The sequence below is a fragment of the Microbacterium sp. SLBN-146 genome (genome assembly GCF_006715145.1).
GTDB lineage: Bacteria > Actinomycetota > Actinomycetes > Actinomycetales > Microbacteriaceae > Microbacterium.
The window spans coordinates 2,678,589-2,694,338 of sequence record NZ_VFMR01000001.1; the positions used below are offsets into that span (position 1 = coordinate 2,678,589).

General features: G+C 64.3%; 19 protein-coding genes. 6 read left to right on the top strand and 13 right to left on the bottom strand.

What is annotated here, in order from left to right:
* The first annotated feature begins 31 nt into the window (after positions 1-31).
* From FBY39_RS11880 to FBY39_RS11905, 6 genes are all read left to right on the top strand, one after another.
* Positions 32-400 (top strand): YraN family protein, encoded by a 369-nt coding sequence (locus FBY39_RS11880; RefSeq protein ID WP_141932490.1) that lies wholly within the window; start codon positions 32-34, stop codon positions 398-400.
* On the top strand, positions 397-1,923 hold the full coding sequence (locus FBY39_RS11885; protein ID WP_141932491.1) for a YifB family Mg chelatase-like AAA ATPase: 1,527 nt from the start codon (positions 397-399) through the stop codon (positions 1,921-1,923). Before FBY39_RS11880 ends, FBY39_RS11885 begins: the two co-directional genes overlap by 4 nt.
* Positions 1,920-2,666: a DNA-processing protein DprA gene (locus FBY39_RS11890; protein ID WP_141932492.1), complete on the top strand. Its 747-nt coding sequence runs from the start codon at positions 1,920-1,922 to the stop codon at positions 2,664-2,666. The genes FBY39_RS11885 and FBY39_RS11890 overlap by 4 nt, the downstream gene beginning before the upstream one ends.
* A gap of 141 nt (positions 2,667-2,807) precedes the next feature.
* On the top strand, positions 2,808-3,647 hold the full coding sequence (locus tag FBY39_RS11895; RefSeq protein WP_160133116.1) for a TIR domain-containing protein: 840 nt from the start codon (positions 2,808-2,810) through the stop codon (positions 3,645-3,647).
* A complete protein-coding gene (locus FBY39_RS11900) occupies positions 3,647-4,228 on the top strand; it encodes a hypothetical protein (protein ID WP_160133118.1) in 582 nt (193 codons plus the stop codon). Before FBY39_RS11895 ends, FBY39_RS11900 begins: the two co-directional genes overlap by 1 nt.
* 17 nt (positions 4,229-4,245) lie before the next feature.
* Positions 4,246-4,590, top strand: coding sequence for a hypothetical protein (locus FBY39_RS11905; protein ID WP_141932495.1), 345 nt, complete (start codon positions 4,246-4,248; stop codon positions 4,588-4,590).
* Positions 4,591-4,594: 4 nt separating this feature from the next.
* Here FBY39_RS11905 and FBY39_RS11910 read toward each other — a convergent pair whose 3' ends face one another.
* The 13 genes from FBY39_RS11910 to FBY39_RS16730 all read right to left on the bottom strand — a co-directional run bounded on the left by FBY39_RS11910 (position 4,595) and on the right by FBY39_RS16730 (position 15,136).
* Complete coding sequence (locus tag FBY39_RS11910; RefSeq protein ID WP_141932496.1) at positions 4,595-5,350, bottom strand: hypothetical protein; 756 nt, start codon at positions 5,348-5,350, stop codon at positions 4,595-4,597.
* Between the two features lie 11 nt (positions 5,351-5,361).
* Positions 5,362-7,038 carry a hypothetical protein gene (locus FBY39_RS11915; protein WP_141932497.1) on the bottom strand — a complete coding sequence of 559 codons (1,677 nt, stop codon included), beginning with the start codon at positions 7,036-7,038 and terminating at the stop codon, positions 5,362-5,364.
* On the bottom strand, positions 7,035-7,400 hold the full coding sequence (locus FBY39_RS11920) for a hypothetical protein (RefSeq protein WP_141932498.1): 366 nt from the start codon (positions 7,398-7,400) through the stop codon (positions 7,035-7,037). Before FBY39_RS11920 ends, FBY39_RS11915 begins: the two co-directional genes overlap by 4 nt.
* Positions 7,397-8,479 (bottom strand): hypothetical protein, encoded by a 1,083-nt coding sequence (locus tag FBY39_RS11925; protein ID WP_160133120.1) that lies wholly within the window; start codon positions 8,477-8,479, stop codon positions 7,397-7,399. Before FBY39_RS11925 ends, FBY39_RS11920 begins: the two co-directional genes overlap by 4 nt.
* 2 nt (positions 8,480-8,481) lie before the next feature.
* The gene (locus FBY39_RS11930) at positions 8,482-8,997 is read right to left on the bottom strand and encodes a hypothetical protein (protein ID WP_141932500.1); all 516 of its coding nucleotides are present in this window, start codon (positions 8,995-8,997) and stop codon (positions 8,482-8,484) included.
* Positions 8,998-9,001: 4 nt separating this feature from the next.
* On the bottom strand, positions 9,002-9,409 hold the full coding sequence (locus FBY39_RS11935; RefSeq protein ID WP_141932501.1) for a hypothetical protein: 408 nt from the start codon (positions 9,407-9,409) through the stop codon (positions 9,002-9,004).
* Positions 9,410-9,411: 2 nt separating this feature from the next.
* Entirely contained in the window at positions 9,412-9,807 is a 396-nt protein-coding gene (locus FBY39_RS11940; protein ID WP_141932502.1) for a hypothetical protein, read from the bottom strand.
* Positions 9,804-10,307 carry a hypothetical protein gene (locus FBY39_RS11945; RefSeq protein ID WP_141932503.1) on the bottom strand — a complete coding sequence of 168 codons (504 nt, stop codon included), beginning with the start codon at positions 10,305-10,307 and terminating at the stop codon, positions 9,804-9,806. The genes FBY39_RS11940 and FBY39_RS11945 overlap by 4 nt, the downstream gene beginning before the upstream one ends.
* Positions 10,308-10,325: 18 nt before the next feature.
* Entirely contained in the window at positions 10,326-11,867 is a 1,542-nt protein-coding gene (locus tag FBY39_RS11950; RefSeq protein ID WP_141932504.1) for a hypothetical protein, read from the bottom strand.
* A gap of 86 nt (positions 11,868-11,953) precedes the next feature.
* Positions 11,954-12,706 (bottom strand): hypothetical protein, encoded by a 753-nt coding sequence (locus tag FBY39_RS11955; protein WP_222115690.1) that lies wholly within the window; start codon positions 12,704-12,706, stop codon positions 11,954-11,956.
* A gap of 424 nt (positions 12,707-13,130) precedes the next feature.
* Entirely contained in the window at positions 13,131-14,681 is a 1,551-nt protein-coding gene (locus tag FBY39_RS11960) for a hypothetical protein (RefSeq protein ID WP_141932506.1), read from the bottom strand.
* A 4-nt stretch (positions 14,682-14,685) separates the two neighbouring features.
* Positions 14,686-15,015 (bottom strand): hypothetical protein, encoded by a 330-nt coding sequence (locus FBY39_RS11965; RefSeq protein WP_141932507.1) that lies wholly within the window; start codon positions 15,013-15,015, stop codon positions 14,686-14,688.
* Positions 15,008-15,136 carry a hypothetical protein gene (locus FBY39_RS16730; RefSeq protein ID WP_260837836.1) on the bottom strand — a complete coding sequence of 43 codons (129 nt, stop codon included), beginning with the start codon at positions 15,134-15,136 and terminating at the stop codon, positions 15,008-15,010. The genes FBY39_RS11965 and FBY39_RS16730 overlap by 8 nt, the downstream gene beginning before the upstream one ends.
* Positions 15,137-15,750: the final 614 nt, after the last annotated feature.

Genomic DNA, 15,750 nt, shown 5'->3' on the forward strand with positions numbered 1-15,750 from the left:
CCAGAAGTAGGCCGTCGCCCACGCTGGGCACATGGCAGCAAAAGACGAACTGGGCCGCGCGGGCGAAGACCGCGCCGTTCGACACCTTCAGGACCTCGGCTATACCGTTCTCGATCGCAACTGGCGGTGTCGCGCCGGCGAGATCGACATCGTGGCGAGCCTCGGGAGCGATCTCGTCGTCGTCGAGGTCAAGACCCGCCGCAGTGAGGACTTCGGCCATCCGCTCGCGGCCATCAATGCCGTCAAGCGCGCCCGCCTGTGGCGATTGGCGATGGCGTGGATCGCCGAGCATCGGACTTCTGTCAGCTATGGACGCCTGCGCTTCGCGGCGATCGGAGTCCTCGGACCGGAGCCCGCAACAGCCCGCGTCGAGATGCTCCCGGATCTCGAACTGCGATGAGCCTCGCTCGTACGTGGTCCGTCGCCTTGAGCGGCGTGGATGGACACCTCGTCGAGGTCGAGGCCGATCTCTCGAACCAGCAACCCGATTTCCGGATCATCGGACTCGCTGACAAGGCACTCGGCGAAGCGGCGCAGCGCGTCCACAACGCGGCCGCGAACAGCGGCCTCGAGCTCCCTCGACGAAAGCTGACCGTCAATCTCTCGCCCGCGAACCTGCCGAAGCACGGATCGGGGTTCGACGTCGCGATCGCCGTGGCTGCGCTTGCGACGGAGGGCACGTGGAATGCGGCTTCGCTCATGAGCACTGCGCATGTGGGTGAGCTGGGCCTCGACGGACGGCTCAGGCCGGTACCGGGGGTGCTCCCGGCGGTCGTCGCTGCAGCACGCGCAGGATTGCGCCGAGTCGTCGTGCCACTGGCGAACCTCGAAGAGGCGAGCCTCGTGGACACGATCGAGGTTCACGGAGCGGCGAGCCTCGCTGCCGTCGCGGCACTGCACGGCGCGGAGGTCGTGGTCGACGATGTCGATGCCGTCCAGCTGAACGCCGAGCCTGTGCCGGCGCCGCCCCGCGTCGATCTCTCCGACGTCGTGGGCCAGCCCGAAGCCGTCGAGGCGCTGGTCGTGGCAGCCGTCGGCGGCCATCACCTCTTGATGTCCGGTCCGCCCGGCGCCGGGAAGACGATGCTCGCACGCCGCCTGCCCGGCATCCTCCCCGATCTCGACGACGCTGATGCGTTGGCCTGCGCATCGATTCGTTCACTCGCGGGTCATGCCGTCACTGATCTCTCGCGGACGCCTCCCTTCGAAGCTCCGCATCACAGCGTCAGCGTCGCCGCACTCGTCGGAGGCGGGTCGCGGTCGGTGCGGCCCGGTGCGATCGCTCGAGCGAGCGGAGGCGTGCTCTTCCTCGACGAAGCGGGCGAGTTCCAGACTTCGGCCCTCGATGCGCTGCGTCAGCCGCTCGAGAACGGCACGATCGAGATTCACCGGACCGGGTTCTCAGCGCTCTTCCCCGCTCGATTCCAGCTCATCCTCGCGACGAACCCGTGCCCCTGCGGCAACTACGGAGTACGCGGCGGCACGTGCGTGTGCACGCCGATGGCCATCCGACGCTATCTGGGTCGGCTGTCCGGCCCCCTCCTGGATCGCATCGATATCGAACTCCATCTCGCGCGGGTCTCGGTGGCCGACCGCGTCGGCCACGCCGCGCCCACGTCGACCGCGGAGGCGCGTGCACGCGTGGCGGAAGCGCGGCGCCATTCCGCTGCACGCCTCGCCGGCACGCCGTGGAAGCTCAACGCGGAGGTGCCGGGGACGTGGTTGCGCGATGGTCCGAGCGCGCCGTCGCCGACCGTCCGACGTGCGCTCGATGTCGCGCTTCAGCGTGGATCGCTGACGCTCCGGGGATATGACCGGGTTCTTCGACTCGCCTGGTCGCTCGCCGATCTGGCTCAGCGCCCCCAATTGTCCATCGACGACGTCGGACGCGCGCTGTTTCTCAAGAGAGGTGCAGGGGAGTGATCGAGATCGACATGACACCGCGGACCGCGCGTGAGTCCCTCGGCCGTCTCGCTGTCGATGACGACGACACCACCGTCGTCGTCCGATACGCACGCGCGATCTGGAGCGCCCTCGTGGAGCCGGGCGACGGCGTCGCGGGAAGATTCATCGGCGCTCTGGGAGCCGTCGAAGCGTTGCGCGTCGTCGTAGCAGCAGCGGCGGGAAGTGGTCCGCCGGCGATGGACTCGGACGACCTGAAGCGGGGATGTGAGCGCTGGATACCGCGGTTGAAGAAGGGCGGGGTGAGCGACGCCCTGGCTGTCGCGGGGCGCACCCGTGTCCGACTCGTGATCCCCGAAGACGCGGATTGGCCGCGTTCGCTCGCTGACCTCGGCGACCACGAACCCGTTGCCCTGTGGGCCCGGGGCGACACGGACGCTCTCCGGAGGTCGCCGGTGGGCGTGGCGATCGTCGGTGCGCGCGCGTCGACCGCCTACGGCGATCGTGTCGCGGGCGAGTTGGCGACCGAACTCGGCTCCAGCGGCATAACTGTCGTGTCGGGCGCCGCCTACGGCATCGATGGGAGCGCGCATCGAGCAGCCCTCGCCGTCGATGCTCTCACCGTCGCATTTCTCGCGGGCGGGGTCGAGGAGGCCTACCCGCGCGGGCATACCCGCCTCATCGACACGATCGCGGAGAGGGGCCTCCTCCTCAGTGAGGCGCCCTGCGGATCGCGCCCGACCAAGTGGAGGTTCCTGCACTAGAAATGCAGACATGTCGACACGGACTACAGTTTTCGCACTGGCGTCATCGCACCTTCGTCTCCCCGCTACTATCGCCACATGCAAGTCACGGAGTACATCGGCACCCAGCGACCAACGCCCCAGACGCTCTACCGAGTTGGCATGACGTTGGAACCGTTGGTTCGTTGGTACGACGAGACACCAGACCCCGAGCGTCCCCACGACCACGGCGTGAGCATCGGGATGAATGACATGTACCGGCCCACCGGCATCATCGCCACGTTGCAGGCGTACGAGATAGGGTCCCGTCGCATCACGCCGAACACATCGGTCTCTTTAGTTGAAGAGAACCTACGCGATCTCATTCCGACTGAAGCAACCGCGTTCGAGATCGGGTTTACGTACGTGGGTTCGCCACAGCTGTACCCCGGACAGGCGTCCGTGATGATCTTGCACAGGGACGGAAGCCCGTCCACATATGTCCACGTTGAGATGCCTGATGAGCACGCAGTACCCACGCTGGACGCGGTCCGCGCGATTTTGAACGAGTTTCCCCTTGTCGTCAATGAACCTCCAGTCGGGCCGCTGAAGGTGTTCATCGGCCACGGCGGGGATCGGAAGTGGGAGGTCGTGCGCGACTTGATCGCAGCCCAGGAAGGGTATGAGGTAGTCGCGTTCGAGTCCGAGCCGCGCGCCGGTTCGATCAATCTCGACGTGGTTGAGGGCTTGATCACAAGCGCAGGCGCGGCCGTCATCGTGATGACCGGGACTGACCGCGTGGAAGGGGGCCTCCGTGCCCGTCAAAACGTCATTCATGAGTTGGGATTCGCCCAGGGTCGGCTAGGCCGATTCGAGACAATTGTGATGGCTGAGGAAGGCGTTGAGCGCTTCACAAACCTTGGAGGGCTGAATGAGATTCGCTTTCCGACCGGGCAGATACACACCGCCAACGACGAAGTGCTCGCCGCTCTCGCGCTTCGGGCGCGCGCTAGAGGCGCGTAATGCGAGGCCGACAGCTCGGGTTGAGCGGGGGAGACCTCATCACCTACCAGGCGGGTGAGGTTGCCTTGCTCGGCGCAAAGATCGACGGCTACTTCGAAACATGGATCAGGCATCGATCGGACTGGAGTCAAGGCGTGCCGAAGGTGCCGTTTAGCCTGAAGGACAAGCACAAGCTGGCGCGCAAGCTGGCGGCAGATGTGCCGAACGCGACCCCCGAAGAGGTCGAGATGATGCGGGGCGCGCTCACGGCTGCCTATGAAGCGATGCAGCACCGGCACGCAATCGTTCATAACGAGTGGGGGGCGTTCGAGGATCGACCGGATGTCATCATGCTGATGACGCGCGAACTCCCGTCAGACCAGCCGCGCGAACAGTCCCACGAGCGTTGGGAAGAGGTACGTGTGGAGCTTCAGCGTGCGTCGGCTCGGATGCACTGGCTGGTCTTCATGGCGTGGGGCATCCGGGACGTGCCTGGGCACAACTACGACCACGACTTCGAGATCGTCCGCGGAGAGTTCGACATTTTGCCAGGAGGCATCGCCTACCGTCCGTGGTCGTGGCGTCCGTCCGAAGACGGTTAGCTAGCTACGGTAGGCGCATGGAACTGCTCGACATCCTCGGCTTGATCCCGAACTACATTGGTGCGCTGGCTGGTGTTGGCGCGCTAGTGGTGTCGATCTTTGCTTACAACCGATCGAAGACAGCGAAGTCTGAGACGGCGGAGGTCGCGAAGATTCTTTCCCAGGCGCTGCTCGAACTCGCGAAGCCTCGCGAAGTCACGAAGACGGTTGAGTCGCTACGCGATCACATCCAGGTTTCGGATGAGGTAGCGGCGCAGATCGCCCGCGCTGAGGCGATGGACCGGTCGACGTTCAATCGCCTTCGCGATGAGCTGAAGCGGGAGCTAAAACACCCGTCGTCAACTCGTCAGCTTCTAGGTTGACGGCTCACGCGGCAGCTTCCAGCGCCAGAACTCGCGCGTTGAGCTGCGCGACCTGAGCGAGAAGAAGCTGGATGAAGTCGATTGATTCGACTTCCCCGCCGATGCGCACGACGAAGCGGTCTGTGTCGGGTTCCCCTGCCAGTTCTTCTGCGATGTATCCGAGGACGGGCGTTTCGGTGTCGTCGGCCTTCAGAGTGAAGCATCGGAGCGTTGGCCAGATGTTGCCCAGCGTGGAAACGTTCGGGTCATCTAGAAGGTCCTTGTACTTTATCGAGGAGACGCCGCGCGAAACTCGTCCGTCACCGTTGATGTAGGCCACCGTGTATCCCGAGGATGCGCCAGTCGACGCGGGCAGGTAAAGGTGACCGGACATCGTATCGCCCGACTTCGAGACGCGTGCGTTGATGTCTGAGATGCGGGATGCATTGAGGCTATCGACGTATCCGAGCGAGCAGAGTTCAGTCGGGTACGCGACGCCAGGCGCTTCCCAGAGAAGCCGTCCGAATCCGGTACTGGTGAATTTCAGCGACCCGACTCCGGTTTCGGGCGCACCGATGTTCACGGGGGTGACTCCGAGCGCTGTACGGGCTGCGGCGGCTGTGGTCGAGCCGGTCCCGCCTTTCGCTACGGGAGTCACTGAGCTGGTGCGATTCGCGGTCCAGTCGGCGAGGCGGTTTACTTCGGTGTCAATCTGATTGGCCGGTGTGGTGCCGGATACAAGCGCGAAGCCTGCGGCTAGAGCATCGTCTCCGATTGCCATGGTGCTGCCTCCTAAAGGCTGTCGATCGTGCCTGAGAGGGCGTCGATGGTTCCGGGCAGCAGGTCGATTGCGCCCGCGGGGGTGTCGGTTGTTCGGGTGGTGACCGTCATTCGGTCGGTGTCCAGATCGAACGTCAGCGACTGCGTGAGCCCGATCTGAGTGGGTGCGCCGTTGAGAGTGACCGCTATGGGTTGCTCGGCGTGCGCGGACCAGTCGGCGACCGCCGTCGCGGATACCTCTCGTCCGCGGCCCTGCGCCCGTCTAACGGCGTACTCGCTCCGACCTGGCCCCGGATAGGCCGTGCGCAGATCGAGCGTCGTAAGGCGCGTATAGGGGAGGGTGAGCGCAAAGGCGTCGGTGCGGGTCTGGGTCGTGCCTGAGCTATCTGTCCACGTGTAGTTGGTTACGCGCGCGTCAAACCACAGACCCGAGTCTCGGCTGATGGTGTCGGTGCCGTCGATCATGTTTACCCCGTAGCGGATGCTCAGAGAGCCGCTGGCGGAGTGATTCTCATCGCGGAGTGTCCATACCCGTTGCTCGTCGCACACAAGGCGCAGACCCGCGGCTTGGACGATCGGCTGGATGAACTCGATCGCCGACTGTCCCGCTTTCCATGTCAGCCCGTCCGGTGTGGCTGCGTCCACGAGCGGCTTGCGGGTCGAGACTGATGCATGGCTGGCCTGAGTCCAGGCGTAGTCGTACTGAGCCGTGTCCATGAAGCTGCCGTCGAAGTACAGACGATCGGCTGCGATGTCTCCGGTGAACTCGCTTAAGCGGAAAGCAGTGACGTTGAAGTACTGCCCGTACGGCATGCTCGCGATGTTGAGGCGGGGTCGGACCCGCGAGGCGTTGCCGGTGGCATAGAACGTCGTGTGGACCCGCTGATAGCTACCGTTGCCGATGATCGGTGCAGGCGTGGCGAAGGCGACGATGTTACCGGACTGGTCGTACAGGATCGCGTCAAGCGATGCCGACTGCCCGGTCGGTGGATTCGCCGTGACGCTCAGGACGTAGAGCCGCCCCTGAGTGACCGAGATGGATTGCTGGTCGAGGTACGCATACACCCCCGTCGACGCCGCGCCGCTCGCATAGATCTGCATGTAGCTCGGCGCGTACGACGGCCCGCCCGATGCGTAGCGGTTGAAGCTAAGCCCGCCTGAAGTCCAGGTGAGCGCCCAGTCGGTGGAGCCGGTCGCGACGCGAGGGTTGCGGATCAGGTTGTCCGACGCTGCGAGCGCGGGAACGGGCGGATCGATCGAGCCAGGAGCAAGCGCGCCGGACACCTTCGACAGCACGTAGGCCACAAGGTCTCTCAGCGATGCCTGATGATCCAGCGGCGTTGCGTCGTCTTCGAGAGGTGCGTAGTCCTCTAGGAGCGCTTCATCCGACGCCAGGGCGAGCGTCAACACCGCCCCCGCCTGGTCGCTGTCACGGTCACGCAAGCTCAAGTCGAACTCGCGGTGAAGGCTGAAGGCGGGATAGACACCGTCAACCTCAATGCGCACGCGGGCACTTTCCCGTGGATCAAGAAGTGCGAGCGTAGGCGCGTCGGGAACTGCGATGCGGATCTCGGCTTGCACGTGCGGAGCTGCGCCCGCGTCCAAGGTGACCGAGCCGCCCGTAACTGACAGGGGCACATCCGGCGTTCCGATCAGGAACGCGCTGTAGATGTGCGTGGAGGTGGTCACGGCGCGACCTCCTGGAAGTCAACCCGGAGCACCCACGCGTCTCTGGTCTCGTCCTCCAGCTCCCTGGTGATCCTTCCCGCGGCGACGTAGGACATCTCGATCGTGCCGCGGTCGGGGGAGAGCACCGTGAAGACGCCCCCGGTAGCGTGGAGCGCTTCAGCGGACGCGGAGTCGGCCTCGCTGTTCGCACCGTGGAATCCCATGATCAGCGTGCCGGTGCGGAGCGCGGCGGGACGTAGCGTGACGTCGGGGTTCGATCGGCCCAAGATGGCGTGGATGATGTTCCGGGACTCGCGTTCCGAGGTGTACCCGAGAATTTCGGTGGGTGTGATGGTGCTGGCACCGTGCGTGATGAGGTTCATTCCCAGTACCGGCCCACCGCTGGCTTGGCCTTGACCTCACCGTTCTTGACGGTCGGTCGCCAGTTGTCCCACTCGCTCCGGTCGACCACGACTTTCACCGGCTGCGTCTTCTGCGGGAGCTGCCGCTGTTCGAGAGCGTCAATGTCCTCGTGCGCAGTCTTGGTCTTCGCGTCGATCACAACCTGTTTGCCTCCGGGCATTGTGACGATCGCGTTGCCCAGGTCGTCTACTTCGCCGGTCGCCTCTCCCGCCGTCGTAGCGAGGTCGTAGAGGGCGTTCGCGTTCAGTCGAGCGGCATCCTTGCTGAGGGAGAATCCGAGCGCCGTTCCGTCGAGGGTGCCCTGAAGCTCCTGGAGTCGGCCCACGGTCACCGTCGTAGTGTTTGCGCCTTCGTTGAATGCCGCCGTCAGCGCTGGCATACCGTCGCCCGTCGCAAGCGCGGTCAGGACGTCCTTCTGACGCCAGCCCGAAACCGTCGCGATCTCCTGAATTTTGCGGAGTTCTTCGACAGAGCCAGTGAGTTCGCCTATTCGCGCAGCCGCGTCGGCGTACTTGCCTGATTCGGCAACCGTGATGCCGTACTCGTATGCGCTGTCGCGGGCCTCGTCCGAGGCCTCCTTCGCCTTCACAAACGTGTCAGTGATGACACCGACGGCGGCAGCGGCGGGTGCCGCTGCGAGACCGATAAGACCAAGGTTCGCGGAAACACCACCAAGCGTCCCCTGAACTAGATCACCCACGGACTCCATCGAGCCGTCGAAAGACGACGTAACTTCGGAGAGGTTCGACAGCGCCTCGTCTTTGAACTCAGATGACGCGTCACCGGCCTTTCGGAACCCTGAGCCCGCGTCATCGCCGACCTTCTTGCCCGACTTCGCGAGACGTTCGTTTGCCTTCTCCGCGGACTCGGCGTCCTTGGTCATCTCGCGGAAGGAGCGCTCGACGCGACCACCGGACGTGTCAGCTTCGGCGGCGAGGTCGTCGAGTGCGTCGGAAACGCCTTCGAGAGCCTTACCCAGGTCCTTGACCTGGGACTGCGCTCCGCGGGCGTTCGCGTTGATGTCGACACTGAGTGCCATGGTTACTCCTGCTTGCCCTCTAGGGCGTTTGCGATCGTGCGAACCGTGGTCTGCACGTAGTAGCTGGCGACGCGCGGGACGAACTCGCGCACGGTTGGGTAGAAGACGTAGCCGCGGCGATTCGGCACCTTGAACTGCGTGTTCATCGCTCGCATAACCCGGTGCGTTCCGCCGTTGCGCGACTTGCGTGTGTAGCTCTTGCCCTTCGCATGCGCCCCGAACTCCACGGGCGCGTAGTCCGTCTTCGGGTTGAGACCGCCGGAGAGGCGGCGGCCCTTGCCTGCGGACTGCAGACGCACGTTTTGGTTGCTCACCGAGACGACGGCGGTGTCTACGAGCACACGGTGTTCGAGCTTTGTGTCTGCGTGCTGCGCCATCGACTGCTTAAACTCGGGCTGCGCCCAGCGCTTGACGTGGGTACGGATCTGCTTCTGAAGGGTCTTGTCGAGCGCGCGAATCGCGTAGATGGTCGCGAGCATCTCGCGCGACTTGAATACGTCGATCTGCACGAGCGCCAACCCCCTAAGCCGCGATGGTCGGCTGTCCGTCGACCGCGAACGTCACCGTGGCTTCGGGAACCGTGTCGAGCGATCCGCCGATGGCTGCGGGTTGAATGACGATGATTGCCGTCACACTTGCTCCGCCTGCCACGGGATCGAATGCGAGCGTGACCTTCGTACCCACGGGGGTGTTGTGCAGGTACTTCGAGAGTGAGTTCGTGCTCGCGATGTCCTGCGCGAATGTCAGAGTGGCATCCCAGATCGGTGTGCCCGCGAAGGAGTGCGAGCTTCCCGGCGTCATGCCCTTCCATCGGACGACCGGCGTCGTCGGGTTCAGAAGTACCTGCGTGCAGGCGGCTTCATAGCTATCGGTGCCGATGGTCACGGTCACGTTGTTCAGAAGGATCGGGGCGGCGGCGATTGCGGCCATAGTTACGCCTCCTCAGGCGTCGGGGCCGTCTCAGCGACGGCGATGATTGTCAGGGGGATGTCGACTGCGAGGCGGTCGCCGTAGCCGACAACTTCCGCGCGGTCGTGCTTGTAGCGGGGACCCAGGTAGGTGAGCACCGCTTCGGTCAGCTCTTCGATGTCGTCGCCCGCGAGGTCGAGGTCTTCGCGCTCGCTGATGAGAGTCAGGAGAAGCCCGACGTTGCGGCCCGCGAGCGGTGCTTGGGGCAGGCGCTCGATGGTCCTCAGGCGCAGGAGCGCGGTCGGCTGATCGAGACGATCGATCGTGCGCTCGGTTCCAATGACGCGCACATTGGCGAGGTTGGGAATCTCTGCCCAGTCCGCGCGCAACTGGTCGGCAATCTGCTTGCGGACGCTCACCAGATCGCCCCCACTCCCTGCTCAGGTCGCAGAAGCTGCTTCACGGTCCAGTCGAGCGGGTATGTCGCGACGCCGTAACCAGAGCCGTCCCAGTCGCTGCTGGGGTTCGTGGGGGATTGGCCCGCGTTGAATAGGTTGCGAGCCTGCATCACCTCCGCGAGCTTCCACGCGGAGGGGACGTCGATCTGTGCAATCTCCGCCCCTCCGACAACGCCGCCTGCGAAGGTGAACCGGAAGAACGCTCCCTCCACGGGAACGTCAAAGGTGCCGGTGTAGTCGTCGGGAAGGTCGGCACTCAAAATCAGGTCTGTCGCGACAATCTGCCCGTCTGCCACGGTGACGCCGAATGTGACCGACTCTTCGGTGTCCGCCGAAGCGAGATCCGGGGCGTAAGCCAGGCACGACGCATTAGCGGACTCGAGGTAGAGCCCCAAGGTTGGGTCATCGGCGGGCGCGTCACGCCAGATGGCGCGCGCGTCCGCGAGAGTGTTCCATGCCATGACTTACGCCCCGTCCACTCACGCCGGGGTGGTGTGCTTGAGCACGAGACCGCGGGAGTCGTTCGTGATGTCCGCGAGGTACCCGTAGAGCGCAGGGTCGATCGCGCCGTGGTGCGGTGCGAGACCTTCGACGCGGATGGGTGCGCCGGGTAGTTCGAAGACGGTCAGAGCCTGCGAAGCACCAACAAGCACGTTGTCGGTTCCGACGGTGCCGGGAACGATCTGGAAGCCGTCGAACGTGCCACCCGTCAGACCGAAGGAGGCAGACAGGTGCGCCAGCTTCTCCTTGTCGAGTTCGTAGAGCACGGACCCGTATACGGAGGGGTCCACGACGGCGAACGTCGGAGTGATGTCGTTGGCGACCAACTGAAGCGCGCCCTGGATGATTCCGGCGTACACGGCGTTCACACCAGATACGGGCGTGATGTTCGTTGCGGAACCGGCAGCGGTGACAGCCTTCGCGAGGATGTCAGCGTCGGAGACCTTCGCGTAGGACTCGCTCATGAGGCGGAAGTACGACTCGATGACGCTCTGGTCATTGAAGTCCAGGTAGCGGCGATCGATGCGATGACCTCCCGCGATACGACGCGCCTGCGCGGTGACCGGCGCTGTGTCGACCGCGTTGGATGGAATCTCTGCGTTGTTGCCCGCGTATGCGGCGACAGTCGGCTTCGTGACCCAGGACCAACCACGAACCTCGTAGTTGGTGAGGTCTCGCTGGTGGAATAGCGGGATGTACTTCCGCTGATAGGCGTTTCCGCTCCACAGCTCGCCTAGGTAGCCGGTCTGCTGAACGTCGGCACCGATTGTGACGGCTGATGGCCCGGAGTGCTGGATCGGCGAGATGGCGAATAGGGCACCTGCCTCGTCCGGTGTCTCCAGAGCTGCGAGGGCGGATGCGTCGCGGGACGTGACGGCAGCGAAGAACGCGGATGCGCTTTCGCCTGCCTGGACCGGGTTGTCTGCCCCGGTCTCGGGAACAATGGAAGTCACTTCGGACTCCTCCTTCGTTTCTTGTGGGGTGTCCTCAGCCGGGGCGGCTTCGGGGGTCTCGGGGGTGACTGCCTGATGCGCCGCGAGTGCCGCCGTGGCCACAGATAGGCGAGCGGCGATTTCGGCCAGCTCCTCGGCGGTAATCGGGCGTTCGTCGGCCTCATCGCCGGGAGCGACGGAGAAGAGGGCGGCGGATTCGAACGAGCCCTCGGCGCAGACGGCAGCGCCTGTAAGGCGTGCGGATATTGCGTTCTCGCCTTCCCGCGTCCATCCGGGAGCGATCTCGGCAGAGAGCTTGCGGACCGGGTTTGCGAGGTAGGCGTCGCCCTCTTCGGTCTCGGCGATTGCGAAGGTTGCCTCGATACCTCGCTCGGTTTCGACCAGCGCAGTCGCCCGTCCGAGCGGGCTGAAGTGGTCGTGTTCGTCGTAGAGCGTCGCGACGGAAGGATCGGCAGGCAGCTTCACGACGCCCGCGCTGAACCTGACGGGCGCGGTCTCGCTGAGATTCGGACGGCTCAGCTCGCCGAAGGGGAGGAGGAGTCCGCGAATCGTGCGGGTATCCGCCACCCGGGCGAACAGACCCGCTGGCTGAGAAGCAGACTCATTCTCAATAAGAGACGAGATGTGGGTCGGTGGTTTGGTCATGGGTGCTCCTAGGCCGCTTCGGGTGCGGCGTCTGCGGCCAGCTCGGGACCGTGTGAGTTGTTGGGAACGTCAGTGAGGTTCGAGCGGTCGAAGCGCACGACCTGTCCCTGCGGCGTGACGTCGGGCATGCTGAGGCGTGCCTCGATCGGCGCGAGCCAGTACTCCAGCCAGTCGATGAGCGACTGCCGTTCGCCCTCCTGCGTGACGTATGTCAGAGAGGCGGTCGCCGTCGATCCGTCGAGCAGAGATGCGGGGAGGTTTAGAAGGTTCGCGACGTCGAGACGTAGCGCGTTGAAGGCTTGGTCGTACAGCTCGGGTTTGATGTCACCGTGGACCGCGAGGGACAGCTTGGAAGGCAAGAACCCGATCATGCCGTTCGGGTCGCGGCGTCGGTCGCCCCAGGCCTTCACGTACTGTTCGGCTTCGGCCTGCGTGACCTTGCCCGCCTCGGTCTCCTGCAAGACCATTGCGGGGATGGGGTTCTGTGCCTTCGCAAGACGCGCAAGTCCGAGCGCCGCCCACGACTGGACAGCTTCGTTGCCGGTGGCGAGGATGCCTTCGTCCGGCCCCTGAAAGAGGATCACGTTTCGCGGGTCGGTGACCGGCGTCTTGTCGATCCGTATCCCCAGGGGTGTGCTCTGGTCGAAGCTCCAGCGGTTCTGCGGCAACGCGTACGCGTCAAGAATGGTCCCGGCCTCGGATCGGTTCAGCGCCCAGAGTGACCAGCCGTAGAAGATGAGGTCGTCAACGGTCGTCGCCATGCGGTGCCAAGGCGTCTGTGTGCCAGAGCAACGGGTGAGCCATACGGGTTGGCGGTTTGCTGGTACCCAAGTCACGCCGTCCCACGCGCCCGCGCTCAAAGGCAGATCTGAGATTGAGCCCACGATGATCGCTCGACCGCGCTTGATAGGAGCGACCTTCATGGCTGCGGTGCGCTGGAGTTCTCCGTACTTCGAGCCGAAGTGGTCGCGGTACACGAGCGCTTGCGCATTTGTCTCGTACCACTGCGATTCGGGTACGAGCGAACCGGAGGCGGCGGCAAGAGGAGCTGCACCGCCTCCGGTGCCGAAGAAGAGGTCAGACAGCCAGCCCACGGGCGGAGACCTTTGAATAGATGCATGTCATATTACATACAATTATCCCAGGGACTGTATTGTTCGTTGATCTGGCCTTTGTGCAGCTCGGTCAAGCGGCGAGGATCGGGCCGAAGCTCTCGACTGCCGGGTTCTCGTCGTAGTAGCGAAGCGCGAGTGCCGCGGCTTCGAGCGCACTGATATCGGCGCTGTCGTACTCCTTGGGTGGGGGCCCAAAGGCCCAGCTCGCGGGGCCTGTTTTGCGGCGCACGGCGATCTTCGCTGCGGTATCGAGGGGAGACTGTTTGTAGTGCACGACGTTGCCCTGGTTGATCTCCTTGACCAGGAGTGCGGCGGCACTTGTCACATCATCGAACCCCTGCTCGCGCAGGTCGGGAGTCGGCTCCATGCGCGCCATGACCTCTGCTTCGGCTCGCATCGTGTTGCTCTTCTTGTCGAAGATGACTGGTACGCCGTACTCGCGAGACTTCCGCGCTGCCGCGTCTGCCAGCCATGTTGTGCCGTTGCGGTGGTCGATGAGGTAGATGTGTGCGCGACCGCTCTCATCGCGCCAGACGCAGACGATCGAACCGTGCTTGCCGGGGAAGCTGGTAGCGGCGGCGAGCGTCACGTGCTCGGGGCGGTCTGGCACGGCATCGTTCCCTGCGTCGATCCACGATTGAACGTTGATCGGCCCCAGGCCCTCACCGATCGTGCCAAAGATGCCCAGATACTCGCGCCCGAAGCGCTCCGGTCCTTGCGCGACGAAGCGCCGACGTACCTTCTCCTCGGTTGTGAGGCCAGACTGAATGCCCGGGTGCATGGCCAGCGTCAGTTCGCGAGCACGTGCGAATGGTGCATCCTCGCTCGGCTCCCAAGCCTCCAGCTCGTCGGGGGTTGTGTCCTCGGGGATGGCGTACCGCACGTGTGCGTTGTCGGCGTTGCCCAGTGCTTCATACAGAAGCTGCGAGCGGCGGAAGGTGCCAGCAGTGCCGGTGAGGATGAGCTGCCCGTCTGTTGTGTCGAACGTGCTCAGGATTGCGTCCAGGAGGTCCTTTGCCTGCTCGGGCGTCGCTTCTCCGGACTCATCGATCCAGACGCACGAGTAGCTGGAGGCACGGAAGCTCGCACCCTTCGCCGTCTTCTGTGAAAACCGCGAGCCGTTCGGGAACTTGATGTGCTCGCTTCCCTTGCCCTTGTAGATGCGCACGGGGCGTGTCTCGGGGTCCGGATACAGCGTCTCTAGCTCGTCCATGACCGTCTGCGTGAAGACCTCAGAACTCTTGCTCGCAAGTGTCGTGATCGAGAACGCGGCGTTGTACTTGGGGCGGAGGAGGCAGCGCCCCAATATCAGCATCACGAGAGTCTTCGTCTTGCCGATCTGGCGGGGCGCGAGGACAGCGCCTACCTCCTGTCCGGCGTTTAGTGCGTCGGCGATCAGGAGCTGGTGAGCATGCAGGGTTGATACGTTCAGGAGGCGAGCGCCCGCGATCAGCTCAGCACGCGTCTGTTCAGTCGTGACCAGTTCGGTAGCGTCCAGCGGCTGAATCGCGGTGTCTCGCCAAGTGAGCCAGACCGCCTCATCCTGGAGATCGTCGAGCGAGGGCGCAGACAGGGGAGGGATTTCGCTCGCCGCCTCGGCTTGGTGATGACGATCCGTCAAAAGATCACCATCCCGATCCACCGCGCGGCAGTCGCTTGTCGTCCGCCCCGCCTCTCCGGATGCGCTGCGCCTTCTTGCCGCCCTCGACCGAGCCGGCTCGTGTGTTGCACTTCGCGTGTGATGGACCGACCGACTGAAGAGTCAGTGGCGCAAGCGGGTCGAGGTGGTGGCTGCGGATGTGCCCGACGTGCCACACCTGATCGGGATACACCGCTCCTGTGCAGGTCGGGTGCGCTCCCGCGTTCACGCAGGGGAGTGGGAGCTGCGCCTTGATGATGGGCCGAGCCTTGCGCGTGAACGTCCCCCACTTCGATGTGCGGTGAAACTCACTCACGCAGTGCCGCCTCGAACACGGCTACGAAGTCGACCTCCGAAGGGGCCTCGCCCTCGTTCACATACCGTTCGTCGGCCTGCTCCTGCGTCAGCAGCCGCACGATGTGCAGACGCGCGCTCACGACGCACTGCCCTGGCGACGGGCGTACCCATTGCGTGAGTACTCGCGTACGGCGGCTCTGCATGGCTCGCAGGGGCATGCGTGGTTGTTGGCTGTGCTCACGGATCCGTGGGCTAGTGAGCGGTTCAGCTCGGGCTGGCGCGCGGCCCGTCGTTCACGAGCTTCCAGGCTGTATGTGGACCAGGCGGAGCGGCATGAGGTACACCGGCATCCGCGCCGATACTGATCGGCGGAGCCGTCGTGCGTGGTGTCCTGGCGTTGAGCCCCGCCAGGTGGGCATGGTAGCTCTGGGGTTATAGTCATACCTACATTATCTCATGAATTGTGACGCCCGACGGGCTAACTCAGGCAATAAACAATGCGACGTAGCGATCTGGCTAAAAGGGCTTCCGCGATGGTATCGCTGAGTGCGATAATGTTCATCGCCCTGACAAGTCGACAGTGCCCAGTTCTGTGCGTCCCAGCGTCTCACTCGGAGTACTTACGTAATACGTACGTGTTGTGGGATTGTGGGACGGGACGCACTTTGCCGCGTTTTTCCGCGGTTTCGGCGTCCCATTGTGAGGTGCGTCCCAGTGGGACGCGTGGGACGCGGGATTAGCATCGGCATGCTGG

Bases quoted from the DNA above. Each gene is read 5' to 3' on its own strand.
- FBY39_RS11880 (WP_141932490.1), top strand. From the start codon at position 32: ATGGCAGCAAAAGACGAACTGGGCCGCGCGGGCGAAGACCGCGCCGTT.
- FBY39_RS11885 (WP_141932491.1), top strand. From the start codon at position 397: ATGAGCCTCGCTCGTACGTGGTCCGTCGCCTTGAGCGGCGTGGATGGA.
- FBY39_RS11895 (WP_160133116.1), top strand. From the start codon at position 2,808: ATGACGTTGGAACCGTTGGTTCGTTGGTACGACGAGACACCAGACCCC.
- FBY39_RS11900 (WP_160133118.1), top strand. From the start codon at position 3,647: ATGCGAGGCCGACAGCTCGGGTTGAGCGGGGGAGACCTCATCACCTAC.
- FBY39_RS11905 (WP_141932495.1), top strand. From the start codon at position 4,246: ATGGAACTGCTCGACATCCTCGGCTTGATCCCGAACTACATTGGTGCG.
- FBY39_RS11910 (WP_141932496.1), bottom strand. From the start codon at position 5,350: ATGGCAATCGGAGACGATGCTCTAGCCGCAGGCTTCGCGCTTGTATCC.
- FBY39_RS11920 (WP_141932498.1), bottom strand. From the start codon at position 7,400: ATGAACCTCATCACGCACGGTGCCAGCACCATCACACCCACCGAAATT.
- FBY39_RS11925 (WP_160133120.1), bottom strand. From the start codon at position 8,479: ATGGCACTCAGTGTCGACATCAACGCGAACGCCCGCGGAGCGCAGTCC.
- FBY39_RS11935 (WP_141932501.1), bottom strand. From the start codon at position 9,409: ATGGCCGCAATCGCCGCCGCCCCGATCCTTCTGAACAACGTGACCGTG.
- FBY39_RS11945 (WP_141932503.1), bottom strand. From the start codon at position 10,307: ATGGCATGGAACACTCTCGCGGACGCGCGCGCCATCTGGCGTGACGCG.
- FBY39_RS11955 (WP_222115690.1), bottom strand. From the start codon at position 12,706: ATGGCGACGACCGTTGACGACCTCATCTTCTACGGCTGGTCACTCTGG.